Origin of the sequence: Streptomyces sp. LUP47B (assembly GCF_001746295.1) — a bacterium.
In the GTDB taxonomy this organism is placed as follows: Bacteria; Actinomycetota; Actinomycetes; order Streptomycetales; family Streptomycetaceae; genus Streptomyces.
On record NZ_MJAH01000037.1, the window covers coordinates 21,651 to 39,308 of the forward strand.

19 protein-coding genes are annotated in these 17,658 nt (G+C 71.7%); 7 read left to right on the forward strand and 12 right to left on the reverse strand.

The features are described 5' to 3' along the window. Window positions 1-103 precede the first annotated feature (103 nt). Window positions 104-802 (forward strand): O-methyltransferase, encoded by a 699-nt coding sequence (locus BFN33_RS48555; protein ID WP_079141440.1) that lies wholly within the window; start codon window positions 104-106, stop codon window positions 800-802. 103 nt (window positions 803-905) lie between these two features. Here BFN33_RS48555 and BFN33_RS48560 read toward each other — a convergent pair whose 3' ends face one another. Further along, window positions 906-1,073, reverse strand: a complete 168-nt coding sequence (locus BFN33_RS48560) for a DUF3117 domain-containing protein (RefSeq protein WP_003966491.1) — start codon at window positions 1,071-1,073, stop codon at window positions 906-908. A gap of 358 nt (window positions 1,074-1,431) precedes the next feature. Between BFN33_RS48560 and BFN33_RS48565 the strand changes: the two genes are divergently transcribed. After that, window positions 1,432-2,223: an enoyl-CoA hydratase/isomerase family protein gene (locus tag BFN33_RS48565; RefSeq protein ID WP_069766636.1), complete on the forward strand. Its 792-nt coding sequence runs from the start codon at window positions 1,432-1,434 to the stop codon at window positions 2,221-2,223. Between the two features lie 22 nt (window positions 2,224-2,245). Here the strand turns inward: BFN33_RS48565 and BFN33_RS48570 are convergent, their stop codons facing one another. After that, window positions 2,246-2,824: a DNA-3-methyladenine glycosylase I gene (locus BFN33_RS48570; RefSeq protein WP_069766637.1), complete on the reverse strand. Its 579-nt coding sequence runs from the start codon at window positions 2,822-2,824 to the stop codon at window positions 2,246-2,248. Then, window positions 2,821-3,180 carry a DivIVA domain-containing protein gene (locus BFN33_RS48575; protein WP_079141441.1) on the reverse strand — a complete coding sequence of 120 codons (360 nt, stop codon included), beginning with the start codon at window positions 3,178-3,180 and terminating at the stop codon, window positions 2,821-2,823. Before BFN33_RS48575 ends, BFN33_RS48570 begins: the two co-directional genes overlap by 4 nt. A gap of 146 nt (window positions 3,181-3,326) precedes the next feature. Between BFN33_RS48575 and folP the strand changes: the two genes are divergently transcribed. Next, window positions 3,327-4,187 carry a dihydropteroate synthase gene (gene folP / locus BFN33_RS48580; protein ID WP_069766639.1) on the forward strand — a complete coding sequence of 287 codons (861 nt, stop codon included), beginning with the start codon at window positions 3,327-3,329 and terminating at the stop codon, window positions 4,185-4,187. A gap of 296 nt (window positions 4,188-4,483) precedes the next feature. Here the strand turns inward: folP and BFN33_RS48585 are convergent, their stop codons facing one another. Both BFN33_RS48585 and dapE read right to left on the reverse strand, forming a co-directional pair. Beyond that, entirely contained in the window at window positions 4,484-5,242 is a 759-nt protein-coding gene (locus BFN33_RS48585) for a TIGR00730 family Rossman fold protein (RefSeq protein ID WP_069766640.1), read from the reverse strand. 109 nt (window positions 5,243-5,351) lie between these two features. Beyond that, on the reverse strand, window positions 5,352-6,431 hold the full coding sequence (gene dapE, locus BFN33_RS48590) for a succinyl-diaminopimelate desuccinylase (protein WP_069766641.1): 1,080 nt from the start codon (window positions 6,429-6,431) through the stop codon (window positions 5,352-5,354). A gap of 84 nt (window positions 6,432-6,515) precedes the next feature. On the opposite strand from dapE, the gene BFN33_RS48595 reads away from it, so the two are divergent. Both BFN33_RS48595 and BFN33_RS48600 read left to right on the forward strand, forming a co-directional pair. After that, window positions 6,516-7,493 (forward strand): heavy metal transporter, encoded by a 978-nt coding sequence (locus BFN33_RS48595; protein ID WP_088245559.1) that lies wholly within the window; start codon window positions 6,516-6,518, stop codon window positions 7,491-7,493. Between the two features lie 274 nt (window positions 7,494-7,767). Next, the gene (locus BFN33_RS48600) at window positions 7,768-8,238 is read left to right on the forward strand and encodes an ATP-binding protein (RefSeq protein ID WP_069766643.1); all 471 of its coding nucleotides are present in this window, start codon (window positions 7,768-7,770) and stop codon (window positions 8,236-8,238) included. A 68-nt stretch (window positions 8,239-8,306) separates the two neighbouring features. Here BFN33_RS48600 and BFN33_RS48605 read toward each other — a convergent pair whose 3' ends face one another. Both BFN33_RS48605 and fdxA read right to left on the reverse strand, forming a co-directional pair. Beyond that, on the reverse strand, window positions 8,307-9,401 hold the full coding sequence (locus BFN33_RS48605; protein ID WP_069766644.1) for a bifunctional succinyldiaminopimelate transaminase/glutamate-prephenate aminotransferase: 1,095 nt from the start codon (window positions 9,399-9,401) through the stop codon (window positions 8,307-8,309). Between the two features lie 111 nt (window positions 9,402-9,512). Further along, a complete protein-coding gene (gene fdxA, locus BFN33_RS48610) occupies window positions 9,513-9,830 on the reverse strand; it encodes a ferredoxin (RefSeq protein WP_007384503.1) in 318 nt (105 codons plus the stop codon). Window positions 9,831-9,965: 135 nt separating this feature from the next. Here fdxA and BFN33_RS48615 point away from each other — a divergent pair, with 135 nt between their 5' ends. Next, on the forward strand, window positions 9,966-10,973 hold the full coding sequence (locus tag BFN33_RS48615; protein ID WP_069766645.1) for a GNAT family N-acetyltransferase: 1,008 nt from the start codon (window positions 9,966-9,968) through the stop codon (window positions 10,971-10,973). Window positions 10,974-11,005: 32 nt separating this feature from the next. Further along, the gene (locus BFN33_RS48620; protein ID WP_069766646.1) at window positions 11,006-11,857 is read left to right on the forward strand and encodes a transglutaminase-like domain-containing protein; all 852 of its coding nucleotides are present in this window, start codon (window positions 11,006-11,008) and stop codon (window positions 11,855-11,857) included. 64 nt (window positions 11,858-11,921) lie between these two features. On the opposite strand, the gene BFN33_RS48625 is transcribed toward BFN33_RS48620, so the two are convergent. The 5 genes from BFN33_RS48625 to BFN33_RS48645 all read right to left on the reverse strand — a co-directional run. After that, window positions 11,922-12,539, reverse strand: coding sequence for a response regulator transcription factor (locus BFN33_RS48625; RefSeq protein ID WP_069766647.1), 618 nt, complete (start codon window positions 12,537-12,539; stop codon window positions 11,922-11,924). Further along, the gene (locus BFN33_RS48630) at window positions 12,536-13,741 is read right to left on the reverse strand and encodes a sensor histidine kinase (RefSeq protein ID WP_370743400.1); all 1,206 of its coding nucleotides are present in this window, start codon (window positions 13,739-13,741) and stop codon (window positions 12,536-12,538) included. The genes BFN33_RS48625 and BFN33_RS48630 overlap by 4 nt, the downstream gene beginning before the upstream one ends. Continuing rightward, window positions 13,738-14,478 (reverse strand): ABC transporter permease, encoded by a 741-nt coding sequence (locus tag BFN33_RS48635; RefSeq protein ID WP_069766648.1) that lies wholly within the window; start codon window positions 14,476-14,478, stop codon window positions 13,738-13,740. Before BFN33_RS48635 ends, BFN33_RS48630 begins: the two co-directional genes overlap by 4 nt. Next, window positions 14,475-15,410 carry an ABC transporter ATP-binding protein gene (locus BFN33_RS48640; RefSeq protein WP_069766649.1) on the reverse strand — a complete coding sequence of 312 codons (936 nt, stop codon included), beginning with the start codon at window positions 15,408-15,410 and terminating at the stop codon, window positions 14,475-14,477. The genes BFN33_RS48635 and BFN33_RS48640 overlap by 4 nt, the downstream gene beginning before the upstream one ends. 109 nt (window positions 15,411-15,519) lie before the next feature. After that, window positions 15,520-17,658, reverse strand: a 2,139-nt coding sequence (locus BFN33_RS48645; protein ID WP_069766654.1) for a hypothetical protein, incomplete at its 5' end; no start/stop codon positions are given.

The following is a 17,658-nucleotide window of genomic DNA, read 5'->3' on the forward strand; positions in this document are numbered from 1 at the left end:
CCACTCGGTCCCCTGCGTCAGCAGTTGCTCGAGGGCCTGCCCCGCATCGTGATCCAACTGTGTCCCCCCGGGTGCGTCTCCACCCCTCTAAACGCCCGGTCCCATCTGCGGGTTCCCGGCGGCAACGGATACAGTCACGCCCAGGCAACCACGGGGCAAGGAGAGGCTCATTACCGGCAACCGGCAGACGAGCTGGGCGTTCGCCGACGCCTATGTCGCCGAGGACGAAACCCTGCGCTGGGCCCGCGACCGGGCCCGTGACGCGGGGCTGCGCTCGGTGTCGCCCGGCACGGGCGCGGCGTTGCGGTTGCTGGCCGCCTCCGTTGACGCCAAGGCCGTGGCCGAGATCGGCACCGGTACCGGCGTCTCCGGCATCCATCTGCTGCACGGCATGCGCCCGGACGGGGTGCTGACCACCGTCGACCCCGAGCCGGAGCACCAGCAGTTCGCCCGCCAGGCCTTCCGCGCCTGTGGCTTCGCCAGCAACCGGGCCCGCTTCATCCCGGGCCGCGCGCTGGACGTCCTGCCCCGCCTCGCCGACGCCGGCTACGACCTCGTCTTCTGCGACGGCGACCGGCAGGAGGTCATGGACTACCTCGCTGAATCGTTGCGCCTGCTGCGCCCGGGAGGACTGGTCGTCTTCGAGGGCGTCTTCGCCAACGGCCGCACGATGGATTCGGGCCCGCAGCCCACGGAGGTGCTGCGCCTCAGGGAGCTGTTGCGGGCCGTACACGAGAGCCAGGACCTGATGCCGTCACTGCTGCCGGTGGGGGACGGACTGCTCTGCGCGATCAAGCGCTGAGCCGTTGAGGGCCGTACGGCCATTCGTGGAAAAGCCCGGGCAAACCGCTGCCCCGGCACCTCAAGAGATGCCGGGGCAGCCGAAAGGGTATGGTCGCTTCCGCTCAGCCGACGACCTTCTTGAGGGCGTCGCCCAGGGCGTCGGCCTCGTCAGGGGTCAGCTCGACGACGAGCCGACCGCCGCCTTCGAGCGGAACGCGCATGACGATGCCCCGCCCCTCCTTGGTCACCTCGAGCGGGCCATCGCCCGTCCGCGGCTTCATGGCCGCCATGCTCGTTCCCCTTCCTGAAACCAGCTCATCGTCAAAGCCGACAGCCCTGGGAGGGCACGCGCGTCAAAGTGGGACACGCGCCACCGGCATCGAACACATTGCTTCCAAGCCATTATCCCGCATCTCAGGACCCGATGACCAACATCAGTCGGCATCGCTTGGGCAACGCGCGCGAGCAAAACCACTCAATTCGGCGATGTGGCTGCGATACTCCGCCGCCGCGCCGATCCAGGTCGGCCGTGAGCGCTCTGGAATTCTTTGACGCAGGTCACACGTCCGGTCCGGTCCTCGGACGGCGATCTCCGCCATGCTGTCCCTCGGACATCGGATGCAGCGGACACACCGGAGGGGATACGCCATGGCCGACACCGTGCTCTACGAGGTGCACGACGGGCTCGCGACGATCACGCTGAACCGGCCGGAGGCGATGAACGCGCTGAACGTCGCCACGAAGGTCGCGCTGCGGGAGGCCGTGGAGTCGGCGGCCTCGGACGACGCCGTACGGGCCGTGCTGCTCACCGCCGCCGGGGAGCGGGCGTTCTGCGTGGGGCAGGACCTCAAGGAACACATCGGGCTGCTGATGCAGGGGTCCGACGTCGTGATGAGCACGGTCAAGGAGCACTACAACCCCATCGTGCGGGCACTGACGGAGATGCGGAAGCCCGTGGTCGCCGGGGTGAACGGGGTCGCGGCCGGGGCCGGCTTCGGGCTCGCGCTGGCCGCGGACTACCGGGTGGTGGCGGACACCGCCGCCTTCAACACGTCCTTCGCGGGGGTCGCGCTGACCGCGGACTCCGGTATCTCGTGGACGCTGCCGCGGGTGGTCGGGCCGGGCAGGGCCGCTGACCTGCTGCTCTTTCCCCGGACCGTCTCGGCGCAGGACGCGTACGAGCTGGGCATCGTGAACCGTCTCGTGCCGTCGACCGAGCTGCCCGCGGAGGCGGAGAAGGTGGCGCGGGCGCTGGCCTCGGGGCCGACGGTGGCGTACGGGGCGATCAAGGAGTCGCTCGCGTACGCGCAGTCGCACTCCCTGGCGGAGACGCTGGAGAAGGAGGACGAGCTGCAGGGGCGGGCCGGGGCGTCCGAGGACCATGCGATCGCCGTGCGGGCGTTCGTGAACAAGGAGACGCCGGAGTATCTGGGACGCTGACCCGCCGTCGCGGTGTGGGCCCCTAAAGGCGTCTCGCCACGCATGATTCCAGGTGGTCGTCGACCAGACCGCAGGCCTGCATCAGTGCGTACGCCGTCGTCGGACCCACGAAGCGCAGCCCGCGCTTCTTCAGCGCCTTCGACAGGGCCGTCGACTCCGGGGTCACCGCCGGGACGTCTCCCAAGGTCCTGGGGATCACGTGGGAAGCGGGCACATGGGACCAGATCAGCTCGTCCAGCTCGCCCGGGGCCCACTCGGCCAGCACGCGCGCGTTGGCCATCGTCGCGTCGATCTTGGCGCGGTTGCGGATGATTCCCGGGTCGAGCAGCAGGCGGTCACGGTCGGCCTCGCCGAACGTGGCCACCTTGGCGATCTCGAAGCCCGCGAAGGCGGCGCGGAAGCCCTCGCGGCGGCGCAGGATCGTGATCCACGACAGGCCGGACTGGAAGGCCTCCAGGCTGAGGCGTTCGTACAGGGCGTCGTCGCCGTGGACCGGGCGGCCCCACTCCTCGTCGTGGTACGTCACGTAGTCCGGCGTGGACAGGGCCCAGGGGCAGCGCGGCGCGCCGTCCGGTCCGGCCAGGGCGGTGCCGTCGCTCACCGCTGCTCCCCATGGCCGTGCTCCGGCTTCTCCATGGAGACGTGGGCCGCGGCCTGGGCGCCGGCCAGCGCGGACTCCAGGTCGGCGATCCGGGCGTCGCGCTCGGCGAGCTCCGCGCCGAGGCGGCTGAGCGCGTCGTCGACGTCCGCCATGCGGTAGCCGCGGGCGGTCAGCGGGAAGCGCAGGCTTTCGATGTCCGCGCGGTTCAGCGGTCGGTCCGGTGGCAGCGGGTCCTGGAGCCGCTCGGGGGTGACGTCCGGCAGCGGGCCGTCGCTCTCCCCGCCGCCCACCACGGCGAGCGTCACCGCGGCGACCACGACCGCGAGCGCGATGACCAGGAACAAGAACATAACCATCGCTGAGGTCCCCATGGTCCCTGCCGGCGGCCGGCCGCCGGCGTCGAATGTGTCAGGGTCCGATCGTGCCATGCGAGTCTGACAGTTAGGGTCGCAGGCGGCCGCGGACTCCGAACACACAGACGCACGAAGTGAGGTCACAGGGGATGCTCAGGCTGGGCAGGCGTGAATTCGACGCGCACGAGCCGGTGATCATGGCGATCGTGAACCGGACCCCCGACTCCTTCTACGACCAGGGAGCCACGTTCCTCGACGAGCCCGCTCTCGCGCGCGTGGAGCACGCGGTGGCCGAAGGGGCCGCCATCATCGACGTCGGCGGGGTCAAGGCCGGGCCGGGCGAAGAGGTGTCCGCGACGGAGGAGGCGCGGCGGACCGTCGGGTTCGTGGCGGAGGTACGACGGCGGTTCCCCGACGTGATCATCAGCGTCGACACCTGGCGGGCGTCCGTCGGTGAGGCCGTGTGCGAGGCGGGGGCGGATCTGCTCAACGACGCGTGGGGCGGGGTCGATCCGGGGCTCGCCGAGGTCGCCGCGCGGTACCGGGTGGGGCTGGTGTGCACGCACGCCGGGGGCGCCGAGCCGCGTACGCGGCCGCATCGGGTGACGTACGACGACGTCATGGCCGACATTCTGCGGGTGACCGTGGGCCTCGCCGAGCGGGCGGTGGCTCTGGGGGTGCCCCGGGAGTCCGTGATGATCGATCCCGGGCACGACTTCGGGAAGAACACCCGGCACAGTCTCGAGGCGACCCGTCGGCTCGGCGAGATGGTCGGGACGGGGTGGCCCGTGCTGGTGTCCCTGTCCAACAAGGACTTCGTGGGCGAGACCCTGGACAAGCCGGTGAAGGAGCGCGTGGTGGGGACGCTGGCGACCACCGCGGTGTCGGCGTGGCTGGGGGCCCAGGTGTACCGGGTGCACGAGGTCGCCGAGACCCGGCAGGTGCTGGACATGGTGGCGTCGATCGCCGGGCACCGTCCGCCGGCGGTCGCGCGCCGGGGGCTGGCGTAGGGAGTTCTTCGCCCCCGCCGCCCCTACCCGTCCCCCGGGGGCTCCGCCCCCTCGACCCCCGCTCCTCAAACGCCGGAGGGGCTGAATTTCAGTCCCCCCGGCCTTCTAGGCCCTGTCGTCAAATTCCCGTCGTCCGCCCGGAGGGCGGGCCGCGCGGCGTCTGGTGCGTGCGATCGCAAGGCGCCGGAGCGCCGTCGTGGCGGAGCCACGTCGGCGGTTCGGCAACGCGGCGAGCGCGCGTGCCAGGCGTCGCGCGGCAGGCGGGAATTTGACGACAGGGCCTAGGCCCGCGTGGACTACCTCCCCGCCTCCTTGGACACCAGCGCCACCGCCTCGTCCACGTCGTCCGTCACGTGGAACAGCAGCAGGTCCTTCTCCGACGCCTTGCCCTGGGCGATCAGGGTGTTCTTGAGCCAGTCGACCAGTCCGCCCCAGTACTCGCTGCCGAAGAGCACGATCGGGAAGCGGGTGACCTTCTGCGTCTGGACCAGCGTCAACGCCTCGAACAGCTCGTCCAGGGTGCCGAGTCCGCCCGGCAGCACCACGAAACCCTGCGCGTACTTCACGAACATCATCTTGCGGACGAAGAAGTAGCGGAAGTTGAGGCCGATGTCGACGTAGGGGTTGAGCCCCTGCTCGAAGGGCAGCTCGATGCCGAGGCCGACGGAGGTGCCCTTCGCCTCGCAGGCACCCTTGTTGGCCGCCTCCATGGCGCCGGGGCCGCCGCCGGTGATGACGGCGAAGCCGGCCTCCACCAGGCCCCGCCCCAGCCGCACGCCCGCCTCGTACTCCGGAGAGTCCGCCGGCGTCCGCGCGGAGCCGAACACGCTGATGGCGGGCGGGAGTTCGGCGAGCGTACCGAAGCCCTCGATGAACTCCGACTGGATGCGCAGAACGCGCCAGGGGTCGGTGTGGACCCAGTCCGAGGGGCCGCCCGCGTCCAGCAGGCGCTGGTCGGTCGTGCTCGCCGTGACCTGTCCCCGCCTGCGGAGGACAGGTCCCAGGCGCTGCTCCTCCGGCGGCTGCTTCTTGCCCTCGGGGTTCCCGGTAGCCATGTGCGCTCCCTCCGCTTGCCTGGTCTTTCCGTCTCAGCGTAGATCTACGCGGGTTACGGAGGGGGGACGTAAGCGTGTCCGCCATGAAGCGCCACGGCACAGACCGGCGTCACGACGTCAGCCATGCCCTCAGCTTCTCCTCCGCCTCCGGGATCAGTGACACCTTCACCCGCTCGTCCACCTTGTGCGCGAGCAGCGGCTGACCGGGGCTGTAGTTCACCGCGGGCACGCCGAGCGCACTGAAGCGGGACACGTCCGTCCAGCCGAACTTGGGGCGGGCGACGCCTCCGACGGCCGCCATGAAGGCCTTGGCGACGGGGTGGGTGAGGCCGGGGCGGGCACCGCCGGTGTGGTCGTCGACGGTGAACTCGTCGACCCCGCAGTCCGCGAAGAAGTCCCGCACGAAGGCCTCCGCCTCGGCCTCGCTGCGGTCCGGGGCGTAACGGAAGTTGACCGTCAGGGTGCAGGAGTCGGGGATGACGTTCGTGGCCACGCCGCCCTCCACTCGCACCGCGTTGAGACCCTCGTGGAACTCGAGACCGTCCACCACCGGCTTGCGCGGCTCGTAGGCCGCCAGCTTCGCGAGGGCGGGGGCGGCCTTGTGGATCGCGTTGGACCCCATCCACGCGCGGGCGGAGTGCGCCCGCTCCCCCTTGAACGTCAGCAGCACCCGGAGCGTTCCCTGGCAGCCGCCCTCGACCTGGTTGTCCGTCGGCTCCAGGAGGACCGCGAAGTCGCCCTCCAGCCACTCGGGGTGGGCCTCGGCCACATGTCCCAGGCCGTTGAGGTGGGCCGCGACCTCTTCGTTGTCGTAGAAGATGAAAGTGAGGTCGCGGTTGGGCTCGGGGACCGTGGCCGCGATCCGCAGCTGGACAGCGACCCCGGACTTCATGTCGCAGGTGCCGCAGCCCCACAGGTAGCCCTCGTCGTCGAGGCGCGAGGGGACGTTGCCCGCGATGGGGACCGTGTCGATGTGGCCGGCGAGGATGACGCGTTCCGGACGGCCGAGATCCGTGCGGGCGACGACGTTGTTGCCGTGGCGGTCGACCGTCAGATGCGGCAGGGCGCGCAGGGCGGTCTCGATCGCGTCCGCGAGGGGCTTCTCGGTACCGCTCTCGGAGGGGAAGTCGACGAGCTGCGCGGTGAGCTGAGCTGCGTCCAGCGAAAGGTCAAGGGGGGTGTCGGCCATGCTCCCGACCCTAACGTCCCGCTGTTCGCGCCCACTGTCCACATCCGGCGCAGCCGTCTCAGTACTCTCCAGTATCTTGTCCGGATGCCAGAGCCGTTGCCCCCTACTCGCAAGCGCCGTGGCCGCCTCCTCCGCTTCGGGGCGGCCCTCGTGGTCCTGTGCGCGGTCGCCGGTTACCTCGTGGTGCAGTACGTCACCGGAGGCACCGACGGGCCGAGCTGCCGAGTCGTCTCGGGCAGGGCGGGCGGACCGTCGTACGAGTTCACGCCCGAGCAGGCGGTGAACGCGGCGACGATCACCGCCGTCGGCACCGGGCGCGGGCTGCCGGAGCGCGCCGTGGCGATCGCGCTCGCCACCGCGCTCCAGGAGTCGGGGCTGCGCAACATCTCGCACGGCGACCGTGACTCGCTCGGGCTGTTCCAGCAGCGGCCCTCGATGGGCTGGGGCACCCCGCAGGAGATCCTGGACCCGACGTACGCGGCGGGCGAGTTCTACAAGCACCTGGTCAAGGTGCGGGGCTACCAGGACCTCCCGCTGACCGTCGCCGCCCAGCGTGTGCAGCGCAGCGGCTATCCGGAGGCGTACGCCAAGCACGAGCCGGACGCCGTCATGCTCGCCGCCGCCCTGACCGGCACCGCCGCGGCCACCCTGACCTGTGACGGGCGCCAGGACTCCACACCGGCCGCTCAGGCCGCACAGGCCACCGCCACGGGCCCGGACGCGGTGCGGTCGGCTCTCGTACGGGACTTCGGGCGGGACGCGCTGGAGACGGCCGCCGCGGAGGTGGGCGGCAAGGCCTCGCCGAGCCCGGCACCCACCTCGGGCGACGGGCGCACCGTGACCCTGCCCGTGCGCGGGGACACCGGCCCGGGTTCCGGCCGCAGTCTCAGGGAGCGCGGCTGGCAGCTCGCCCACTGGGCCGTCGCCAACTCCTCCGCGCTGCGCATCGAGCGCGTCTCGTACGCCGGGCGCCAGTGGACGGCCGGGAACACGGAGAGCGAGTGGCGTACGGCGGCCGGCGAGGGCGGCACGGGCTCGGTGCGGATACTGACGGCACGGTAGTTCGGAAGATCACCTGCAAGGGTCACGTCCGCCCGCTGTCGGAGCGGGTGTGCGCAGGTTTTCGTCACGTCACCCCCGTATCCGCAAAAACCCTTGAGATCACAGGGCTGCGAGCATTCGGAGGACTTTCAGACCGGAAGCCTTTTGCCCGTTTTTATCCGCAGGTGATAATGCGACGCATTGCCAACTCTTTACGTTGGCCCTCCGCAACCTTCGTCGGCCTCGAGCGGTAATCACGGCGTCCTAGCAACGTTTCCTCCGTCGAAGGAGCAACATGTCCCTCCCCCTGACCCGCAGGATCGCCCGTGCCGCGCTGCTCGTCGCTGCGGGAGCGGCAGCCGGGGTCGGTGCGGCCGGCGCCGCCAGTGCGGCCCCCGCGCAGCCGCAGGCCACCCCGAACCTCGGTGGGCTGACCGCTCTGGACGGGGCGAACGTCGGCAACACGGTGGACGGCGCGGCGCAGAACCTGACCGGGACCGCGGCCAAGACCGGTGGCAAGACGGTCGAGAAGGCGGTGCCGTCCGCGGGCAAGGCCGTGAAGAAGGTGGCACCGGTCGCGCAGAAGACGGCGGGCGAGGCCGCCGGTTCCGCCGGGGGCCTCCTCGGGGAGACCGCGTCCGGCGCGACGAAGGGCGGCCTGCCGACCAGCGCCCTGGCCAAGGGCGGCCTGCCGACCGGCGCCCTCGCCAAGGGTGGCGTGCCGGCGGCGGGCAGCCTGCCGGTGAAGGGTCTTCCGCTCGGCTAGTACCTCGCGCAGACGGCGAAAGGGGCCCGGGAACGCCATCCCGGGCCCCTTTCGCCGTGTCTGCGCACCTACGCCAGGCGCTCGACCGCCGACCGCACCCGCTCGTCCGTCGCCGTCAGCGCGACGCGTACGAACTTCTCGCCCGCCTCGCCATAGAAGTCGCCCGGGGCCACCAGGATGCCCAGGTCGGCCAGATGGGCGACCGTCGACCAGCAGGACTCGTCCCGCGTGGCCCAGAGGTAGAGGCTGGCCTCACTGTGCTCGATACGGAAGCCGTGGGACCGCAGTGCCTCGCGCAGCAGGGTGCGGCGGGCCAGGTAGCGCTCGCGCTGTTCGCGGACGTGGGTGTCGTCGCCCAGGGCCGCCACCACCGCTGCCTGCGTCGGCGCCGGGGTCATCATGCCGCCGTGCTTGCGGATCTCCAGCAGGGGCGCCAGGACGGCCGGGTCGCCCGCCAGGAAGGCCGCGCGGTAGCCGGCGAGGTTGGACCGCTTCGACAGGGAGTGCACGGCCACGAGGCCGTCGTAGGAGCCGCCGTTGACGTCCGGGTGCAGGACCGAGACCGGGTCGGCCTCCCAGCCGAGCTCCAGGTAGCACTCGTCGGAGAAGATCAGGACGCCGTGGGACCGGGCCCAGGCGACGATCCTCGTCAGCTCCTCCTTCGACAGCACCTTGCCGGTCGGGTTCGACGGGGAGTTGAGCCACAGGAGCTTCAGGCCCGCCGGGTCCAGCTCGGTGGGGTCGTCGTAGACCTCGTACGCGGCGCGGGCCAGGCGCGCGCCGACCTCGTACGTCGGGTAGGCCAGGCGCGGGTAGGCGACCCGGTCGCCGGGGCCGAGGCCCAGCTGGGTGGGGAGCCAGGCGACGAGTTCCTTGGAGCCGACGATCGGCAGCACGTGGCGGTGGGTGACCTCGCGGGCGCCCAGGCGCCGCTCGACCCAGCCGGTGATCGCGTCACGCAGCGCCGGGGTGCCCCAGACCGTCGGGTAGCCCGGGGAGTCCGCCGCGTCGATCAGGGCCTTCTGGACAAGATCGGGGACCGGGTCGACGGGGGTGCCGACCGACAGGTCGACGATGCCTCCGGGGTGCGCGGCCGCCGTCTTCTTGTACGGCTCCAGCTTGTCCCAGGGGAAGGTGGGAAGGCGGTCGGAGACTGCGGACACGGCTTTCGGGCTCACTTTCGGGTCGTACGGCAAACGCCTCGGCCCCGCACGGCCACGATCAGGCCGTACGGGACCGAGGCGGCACGAAGTGCGGGCCGCTGATGCGGATGACTATGCCTGCGGCGGCAGCGCGGCGATGAACGGGTGGTCCCGCTCGATCAGACCCAGCTTGCTGGCGCCGCCGGGCGAGCCGAGCTCGTCGAAGAACTCGACGTTCGCCTTGTAGTAGTCCTTCCACTCGTCCGGAGTGTCGTCCTCGTAGAAGATCGCCTCGACCGGGCAGACCGGCTCACAGGCACCGCAGTCGACGCATTCGTCCGGGTGGATGTACAAGGACCGGGAGCCCTCGTAGATGCAGTCGACCGGGCACTCCTCGATGCAGGCCTTGTCCTTCACGTCGACACAAGGCTGCGCGATGACGTAGGTCACGCTGTCGTTCCTCCTCCATGCTGGCGGGCCTCTTCAGGCTCCGCCGCCTCGCGCGCGGGAGCGCGGCGTCGTCGATGCCCGCCCCTAGTATCTCCGTTCCTGGGCATGATCCGAACAGGAGGGGTGAACTGACCTGTGGAAATCTCCGCCGCGGGACGTCTCGTCGTCCGTATCTCCGCAGCTGACGTGGGCAAACGGGTATCCGTGCGGCGCCTGGACGACACGGGCGGCCCACGGCAGAACTTCACCGACACGGTGGGTGTTCTCACATCATGGGACGACGGTGTGCTGATGATCACGCGCCGGGACGGCGAGCGCGTCCGCATTCCGGAATCCGCGCTGGTCGCGGGCAAGGTGGTCCCCGCCGAGCCGGCCCGCCGTCGGGGCCCGTCCGCCTCGTACGAGGAGCTGGCCCGGATCACCGCGCGCGGCTGGCGGCCGGTGGAGAGCGAGCGGCTCGGCGAGTGGGAACTGCGGGCCGCCTCCGGGTTCACCCGCCGCGCCAACTCCGTCCTCCCGCTCGGCGACCCGGGTCTGCCGCTCGACGAGGCCCTGACCGCCGTACGACGGTGGTACGGAGACCGCGGTCTGCCGGCGTACATACAGACCGCGACCGGCGCCGCGGGCACCCAGGAGGCGCTGTGCGCGGAGCTGGAGGGGCGGGGGTGGACGCGGGAGGTGACGGCGGAGTTGTGGACGGGGGCGCTGGCGCCGGTCGCGGACCGTTCGGAGGCCGAGGGTGTCGTGCTGTCCCGGGAGGCCGACGCTGACTGGCTGGCGCGCTATCAGCGCAAGGGGGTGAGCGAGGTGGCGCTGCGGGTGCTGAACAGCGGACCTTCGGTGTGGTTCGCCACCGTCCCCGGAAAGGACGCGCCGGCCGCGATCGGGCGGTGTGTCGTCGACGGGCGGTGGGCCGGGTTCGGTGCGGTCGAGGTGGATCCGGCGCTACGGCGACGGGGGCTGGCCTCCACCGTGATGGCGGCGCTGGCACAGCGAGCCCTCGACGAGGGGGCGTCGGCCGCGTGGCTCCAGGTCGAGTCGGACAACAGCGGTGCACGGGCCCTGTACGACGGCATGGGGTTCGCCGCGCACCACGCCTACCACCACTACCGCGAGCCGGACGTCGCCGGCGAGGCCCGGTAGTAGCGATCGCCGTGAAAGGGCACGAGCCAGCTATGCGTCCCCCGTTTCCGCCCCCGCCCGAACGTTCCGCCGAGCTCCGGAGGCGGTTCTCCGAAGAGGCGCGGTCCGAGCGGCCGGACCTGTCCGCGCTGTGTCTGCTCGTCGGGGCGCAGGCGGACGAGGCACTCGACGAGACCGGCATCGACGCGGCCCAGATCGAACTCGACCGACTGGCCGGGCAGTTGCCGTTCCGGCCCGGGGGCCCGCGGTCGTGGGCGGTGTCGTTGCGGGAGGTGCTGGGCGACCGGTGCGGGTTTCGCGGCTCCGCCGCGGACTATCAGCGGCTGGAGTCCTCGTTGCTGCACGAGGTCCTACGGCGGCGCAGGGGGCTGCCGATCCTGCTGTCCGTGGTGTGGATGGAGGTGGCCCGGCGGGCGGGAGCTCCCGTGTACGGGGTCGCTCTGCCGGGGCATTTCGTGGTGGGGTTCGGGCCGCCGGAGGAGCAGGTCCTGGCTGATCCCTTCGACGGGGGGCGGGTGTTGAGCGGGGGTGACGCGGAGTTGCTGGTGGCCGGGGCGACGGGCGGTTCGCTGGATCCATCGATGCTGGGTCCGGCGGATCCGTTGGACGTGGTCCAGAGGATTCTGAACAACGTCCGTGCGTGGGCCGCGGCTCGGCCCGAGCGCTCGGATGTGGGCCTGTGGGCCGTGGAGTTGGCCCTGCTCTTGCCCTCGCATCCGGCGCGACTGCGTTACGAGCGGGCGCAGTTGCTCGTGCAGCGGGGTGACTTCGTCGAGGGGGCCGGGGAGTTGGAGGCGTATGCGGGGGTGGTGGCTGCGGTGGACGAGGCCGCGGCGGCCAAGGTGCGACAGCAGGCTCATGCCGCGCGAGCGATGCTGAACTGAGGCCGTCCTGGCGCCTACCGGTCCGTTGTGGCTGGTCGCGCAGTTCCCCGCGCCCCTGAGTGGGTCACAGCCAGCCCTTCTCCCTTGCCATGCGGACTGCCTCGGCCCTGTTTCTCACCGCCAGCTTCTGGATCGCCGTCGAGAGGTAGTTGCGGACCGTGCCCTGGGACAGGTGCAGGGTGTGCGCCAACTCCGCGTTCGTGGAGCCGTCGGCCGCCGCGCGGAGGACCTCTCGCTCCCTGTCCGTCAGCGGGTTCGCGCCCTCCGCCAGCGCCGCCGCCGCCAGGGTGGGATCGATGACCCGCTCCCCCGCCAGTACCTTGCGTACCGCCTGGGCCAGTTGAGCCGCCGGGGCGTCCTTGACGAGGAAGGCGTCGGCGCCCGACTCCATCGCGCTGCGGAGATAACCGGGGCGGCCGAAGGTCGTGAGGATCACGAGCTTCACCGACGGGAGTTCCTTGTGCAGCTGCGCCGCCGCCTCTATGCCCGTCGCGCCCGGCATCTCGATGTCCATGAGCGCCACGTCGATGTCGTGGGCGCGGGCCGCCGCCAGCACCTCGTCGCCGCGGGCCACTTGGGCGACGACCTCGATGTCGTCCTCCAGGCCGAGCAGGGCGGCCAGGGCCTCGCGGACCATCGACTGGTCCTCGGCGAGCAGGACCTTGATCGTGCGGCTCGTCATGTGGCGGATCCTACGTCGGCCGCGGAACCTGCGGGCACCCGGGCGACCAGCCGGAAGCCGTGCCGGGTGCCGGTGGCCTCCAGGGTGCCGCCGGCCTTCTCCAGGCGCTCGGTGAGACCGTTCAGACCGTTGCCCGGACCGTTGCCCGAGCCGCCCGAGCCGTCGTCCGCCACGGTGAGTTCGAGCCTCGGCCCGTCGAGGGTCTGGCGGTGCAGCAGCTCCACCGTGCAGCGCCGGGCCCCGCTGTGCCGTACGACGTTGGTGACCGCCTCGCGCAGCGCCCACGCGAGGGTCGACTCGCTCTCCTCGGGGACGCCGTCGAGGTCGGGTTCGGCGGGAAGCTGGGCGGTGACACCGGCCGCGGTCAGGGCGACCTGGGCGCCCGCCAGTTCGGCGGCGAGGCGGGGGCGGCGGTAACCGCTGACGGCCTCGCGCACGTCCACCAGTGCCTGGCGGCTGACCTGCTCGATGTCGCTGACCTGCTGGGCGGCCTTGTCGGGATGGTCGGGCAGCATCCGGCCGGCGAGCTCGCTCTTCAGCGTGATCAGGGACAGGGAGTGACCGAGGAGGTCGTGCAGGTCACGGGCCAGGCGCAGACGCTCCTCGTTCGCGGCCAGTTGGGCGACGGTCGCGCGGGCCTTGCGCAACTCCACGGTCGTGCGCACGAGTTGGCGAACGCCGGTCATGGAGTAGCCGACGAGCAGCACGACGAGGAACAGTCCCCAGGCCGAATCGAGGTCGGTCCGCAGGCCAACCAGCATCAGCGAGAGGGTGGTCGCCGGAATCGCCCAGTACGCGGCCCGGAGCGGGAAGGTCACGCCGCAGGCCACGGAGACGTACACGAACAGTCCGAGCCACGAGCCGCCGAGGCTCAGGGTCAGGACGACCGCGAGCAGCCAGAGCACGCCGACCAGGGCGCAGACCATCCGGCCGGGGAACGCCCGGCCCATGTTCCGGAAGACCAGCGCCAGATAGGTACCGGTGAAGACGGTCAGGCCCGCCCAGCCCGCCGCGGTGGCCGAACCGGTGTGGTGGCCGGAGGCAAGGTCGCGCACCGGTGAGCTGAGGAAGACCAGCCAGGGCACGATCCACACCAGCTTGCGTATGACCTCGCCCCGGTTGCGGGGCGGCCGGCCGATGCGCACCAGCCGCTCCGCCCGCGCTTCCTCGTCCCCGCGCAGCTCGTCCGTCATCGCGCTCACGCCTTCAACGTGTCCTTCCGGTACAGCCAGGCCGCTCCGCCCGCGAACAGGGCGAAGGAGACGGCCAGGACGGCGATGTCCTGTGCGTGCGGGGCGCGGCTCTGCTCGATGGCCTGCCCGAGGGCAGCGTACGCGTGCGTGGGCAGCCACTTGGCGATGTCCTGGAGCCACTGCGGGAAGGTCGTCGTCGGCATCCACAGGCCGCCCAGCATCGACAGTCCGAAGTAGGTGATCATCGTGATGGGGCGGACCGCGTCGCCGGTGGCGAGGTAGCCGATGGCCACGCCGAGCGCGGCGAAGACGAGGCTTCCGGCCCAGATCGCGCCGGTGAGCGCGAGCCACTGCCAGGCGTCCAGGCGTACGTCCTTCACGGTCGCGGCGACGGCGAACACGACCACGATCGAGGGCAGGCTCACCACGGCCGCGCTCGCCGTCTTCGCGAACACATAGCCGCGTCCCGGCAGCGGGGTCAGCCTCAACTGCCGTACCCAGCCGCCCTCGCGCTCCTTGGCGATGCGCTCGCTGTTGCCCATCAGGACGGCGGTCAGGGCGCCGAAGGAGGCCATCGAGACCATCATGTAGGTCGGCAGGGTCAGGCCCGTGCCGTCCACCTTCGACGTGCTGTCGGCGCTGCCCGCGATGAGCAGGAACAGCAGCGACGGGTACATCACCGAGAAGCACAGGAACTTGCGGTTGCGCAGGGCGCGGGTGAGTTCCAGCTTGATGAGGCTGTTCACTTCGACTTCGCCTCCTCGGCGGCGGTGATGGCGACGAAGGCCTGCTCCAGGCCGAGCCCGGCGACTTCGAGATTGCGGGGGTAGACGCCGAGTCCGTAGAGGGCGTGGACGGTCGCGTCGGCGTCGGTGGACTGGATGCGGACCGTCTGGCCGCTGGCCGCGGCGGAGCCGCTTTTCGACACAGTGATGGAGTTGAGGAACGGCAGAGCGCGCAGGGGCGCCTCGTCGATCGTGCCCTCCAGGTCGAAGGCGATCCTGCGGGCACCCGCCTTGGCCTTGATCTCGGCGGCCGTGCCGTCGGCCAGCAGGCGGCCCCGGTGCAGCACCAGCACCCGGTCGGCGATGGCGTCGGCCTCTTCGAGGTAGTGGGTGGCGAAGAGGACCGTACGGCCCTGGTCGGCCTGTTCGCGCATGGTGGCCCAGAAGGCCTGGCGGGTCGTGACGTCCATGCCGGTCGTGGGTTCGTCCAGGACGATCAGGTCGCTGTCGCCCGCGGTCGCGAGGGCGAAGCGGACGCGCTGGGCCTGACCACCGGAGAGCTTGTTGACCTTGCGGTCGGCGATCTGGGCGATGCCCGCGCGGGCGAGGACGTCGTTCGCCTTGTACGGCCTGGGATGCAGGTCGCAGGCGAGCCGTACCAGTTCGGCGACCGTCACCTCGTCCATCAGCCCGCCGCTCTGCAGCATCGCGCCCACGCGTCCGGCGACGATCGCCTCACGCGGGGTCGTGCCGAAGAGCCGGACGCTGCCGCTGTCGGGCTGCTTGAGGCCGAGCAGCAGGTCGAGGGAGGTGGACTTGCCGGCGCCGTTGGGGCCGAGCAGCGCCACGGTCTCCCCCGGCCGCAGGGTCAGGGTCAGTCCGTCCACGGCGCGTACCTCGCCGTAGGCCTTGCTCACCTGGTCGAACGCGACCACGGGGGCTGTCGTTGTCATACGGCCATGGTGGCTTCGCGGGTGCGGCCGCGGGCAGTGTCGGCCGTCCGGAGTGCCGCATGACAGATGTCATGTCGGGCGGCACTCCGGTGCGGTTTGCGCGGGTCGGTCAGCTCGGGTTCGTGTCGATGACGCCGATGCGCTGGGCCGCCGTCTTGCCGCGCAGCGCCTTGCCCAGCGCGGAGGCCACGTCCTGCGGCAGGACGTCACGCTTCCCGCTCGCGCCGTTGATCTTCACGCCGTCGAAGGTGGCGCCGTACGCGTTCTTGAGCGCCTCGAGGTTGTACGTCTCCACGAGCTTGCCGCCGACCGCCTTGAATCCGAGGATCTTCGGCAGGGACAGGGAGCCGAACGGGATGCTGTGCTGCGCGTCGGTCTGGATCGTGACGAGACCGGACATCGCGGGCTTCGCGAACTCCTTCATCATCCGATCGACCTCGGCGTTCGAGACCGACGGCTGCTTGGTGGTCGTCGGCAGCGTGACCGAGCCGGCGGTGCCGGTCTCCACCTGGGTGCGGTACGCGTCCTCGACCGCGGTGGTCGACCTGGCGACGTCGATGCCCTTGCCGGCCTTGCCGTAGACGGCGACGGCCTTGCCGTTGACGAACTTGATCGTGCCGTCGGTCGCCGAGCCGGCGCCACCCGAGGCGTCCTCCAGGGCAGCCTGGAGCTTCTCCTCGTCGACCGGCATGACCGGGTCGACAACACGGTGGTTGCCGAAGAGGGAGCCGATGACGGACACGGGGTTGTAGTCGCTCTTCGCGGCCGCGGCGACCGTGCCCTGATCGTCGAGCTGGAGCCCCGCCTGGTCCGGCTTGAGCGAGACGGTGTCGCCGCCGACCGACAGCTTCAGCGCCTTGTTCACGCGCTCGCCGAGGGCGTCGTCGAGCTTCTTGACGGCGTCGTCACGGGTGCCGCCGCCGATGTCCACGCCGAGCACGGTGGTGCCCTTGGGCACGTCGGAGCGGTTCATCAGGAGGCCGGCGCCGTAGGCACCGACGCCGAGGAGGACCACGGCGCCGCCGAGCAGGGCCACCTTGCTGCGGCCCTTCTTTTTCTTCTTCTTCGACGCGGCTGCCGGGGCTTCCTGCGACGCGGTGTCGGGCTTCGGGGGCGTACGGCCGTCGGTGCCCGGCCCGAAGGGGGCCTTCTGGGCGCCGGGCGGCACGACCGGGATGCCGCTGGTGACGGTGTGCCCGGAGACGTTGTCAGGGTTGCCGAAGCCGGGGGTGCCCGGTTCGGGTGCCGGCTTCTGCGGGGTGAGGATCGCGGTGTCGTCGCTCAGACCGCCTCCGGGGCCGAGGCCCGCGCCGGGGACACGACCGGGGCTGGGGGCACCGGGGCCGCCCGGGCGACCGTGCGTGCCGGGGCCGCCCTGGCCGGCCTGACCGCCGGGGATGCCTGGGCCACCGGGGCCGGCAATCCCGCCGGAGATTCCGGGGCCGCCGGGAGCGCCCTGGGCACCGGGACCGCGGGTGCCGCCCGGACCGCGGGAAGCGCCCGGGCCGCCGGGACCGCGTGCGCCAACCGGACCGCCCGGGCCACCGGGGCCGCCCTGACCGCCGGGTCCGCCCCGACCGCCGAAGCCGTCGGGACCGTTGAAGGACTCGCCGCCGAAGGACTCGGCCCCGGCGAAGGGGTCCGGTCCTGCGGGCGGCACGACCGGGCCGTCGCCGGTGACCGGACCGCCGGTCGGTCCCGTGGGGCCCTGGGGGCCGCCCGGGCCGCCGGGACCCTTCGGTCCGCCGAAGCCGCCGCCGTAGTCGATCTGGCCGCCCTGGCCGCCGTAGTCGATCTGACCGTTCTGCCCGCCGGGGCCACCCTGCGTGCCGAAGCCACTCTGCCCGTTCGGGCCGTCCTGACCGCCGGGGCCGGCGAACCCGCCCTGGCCGTTCAAAGCGTCCTGGCCGCTCTGGCCGTTCCGGCCGCCGAACCCAGCCTGGCCGTTCAGGCCGTCCTGGCCGCCGTACCCGCCCTGGCCGTTCTCGTGGTTCGGGACGCCGGAGCCGTTGCCGTTCTCCGCGAAGTACGGGAGGTCGTCGCGGCGGGGTTCGGAGCCGCGCTGGCCGCCTCCCAGCGGGCCGCCGTTCAGGGCCTCGGTGACGTCGAAGGAGCCTGTGCCGCCGCCGTGGCCGGGGGCCACCGGGCCGCCGGTCGCGCCCGTGAGCCCGGCGCCGTTCGTGCCGCCCGAGCGGGAACCGCCGGGCACGCTCATGGAGCCGACCACGCCACCGGGCCGACCCGCCCC

Bases quoted from the DNA above. Each gene is read 5' to 3' on its own strand.
- BFN33_RS48575 (WP_079141441.1), bottom strand. From the start codon at position 3,180: ATGGTTATGTTCTTGTTCCTGGTCATCGCGCTCGCGGTCGTGGTCGCC.
- BFN33_RS48620 (WP_069766646.1), top strand. From the start codon at position 11,006: ATGCGTCCCCCGTTTCCGCCCCCGCCCGAACGTTCCGCCGAGCTCCGG.
- BFN33_RS48625 (WP_069766647.1), bottom strand. From the start codon at position 12,539: ATGACGAGCCGCACGATCAAGGTCCTGCTCGCCGAGGACCAGTCGATG.
- folP (WP_069766639.1), top strand. From the start codon at position 3,327: ATGCTCAGGCTGGGCAGGCGTGAATTCGACGCGCACGAGCCGGTGATC.
- BFN33_RS48600 (WP_069766643.1), top strand. From the start codon at position 7,768: ATGTCCCTCCCCCTGACCCGCAGGATCGCCCGTGCCGCGCTGCTCGTC.
- BFN33_RS48595 (WP_088245559.1), top strand. From the start codon at position 6,516: ATGCCAGAGCCGTTGCCCCCTACTCGCAAGCGCCGTGGCCGCCTCCTC.
- dapE (WP_069766641.1), bottom strand. From the start codon at position 6,431: ATGGCCGACACCCCCCTTGACCTTTCGCTGGACGCAGCTCAGCTCACC.
- BFN33_RS48560 (WP_003966491.1), bottom strand. From the start codon at position 1,073: ATGGCGGCCATGAAGCCGCGGACGGGCGATGGCCCGCTCGAGGTGACC.
- BFN33_RS48640 (WP_069766649.1), bottom strand. From the start codon at position 15,410: ATGACAACGACAGCCCCCGTGGTCGCGTTCGACCAGGTGAGCAAGGCC.
- BFN33_RS48585 (WP_069766640.1), bottom strand. From the start codon at position 5,242: ATGGCTACCGGGAACCCCGAGGGCAAGAAGCAGCCGCCGGAGGAGCAG.
- BFN33_RS48565 (WP_069766636.1), top strand. From the start codon at position 1,432: ATGGCCGACACCGTGCTCTACGAGGTGCACGACGGGCTCGCGACGATC.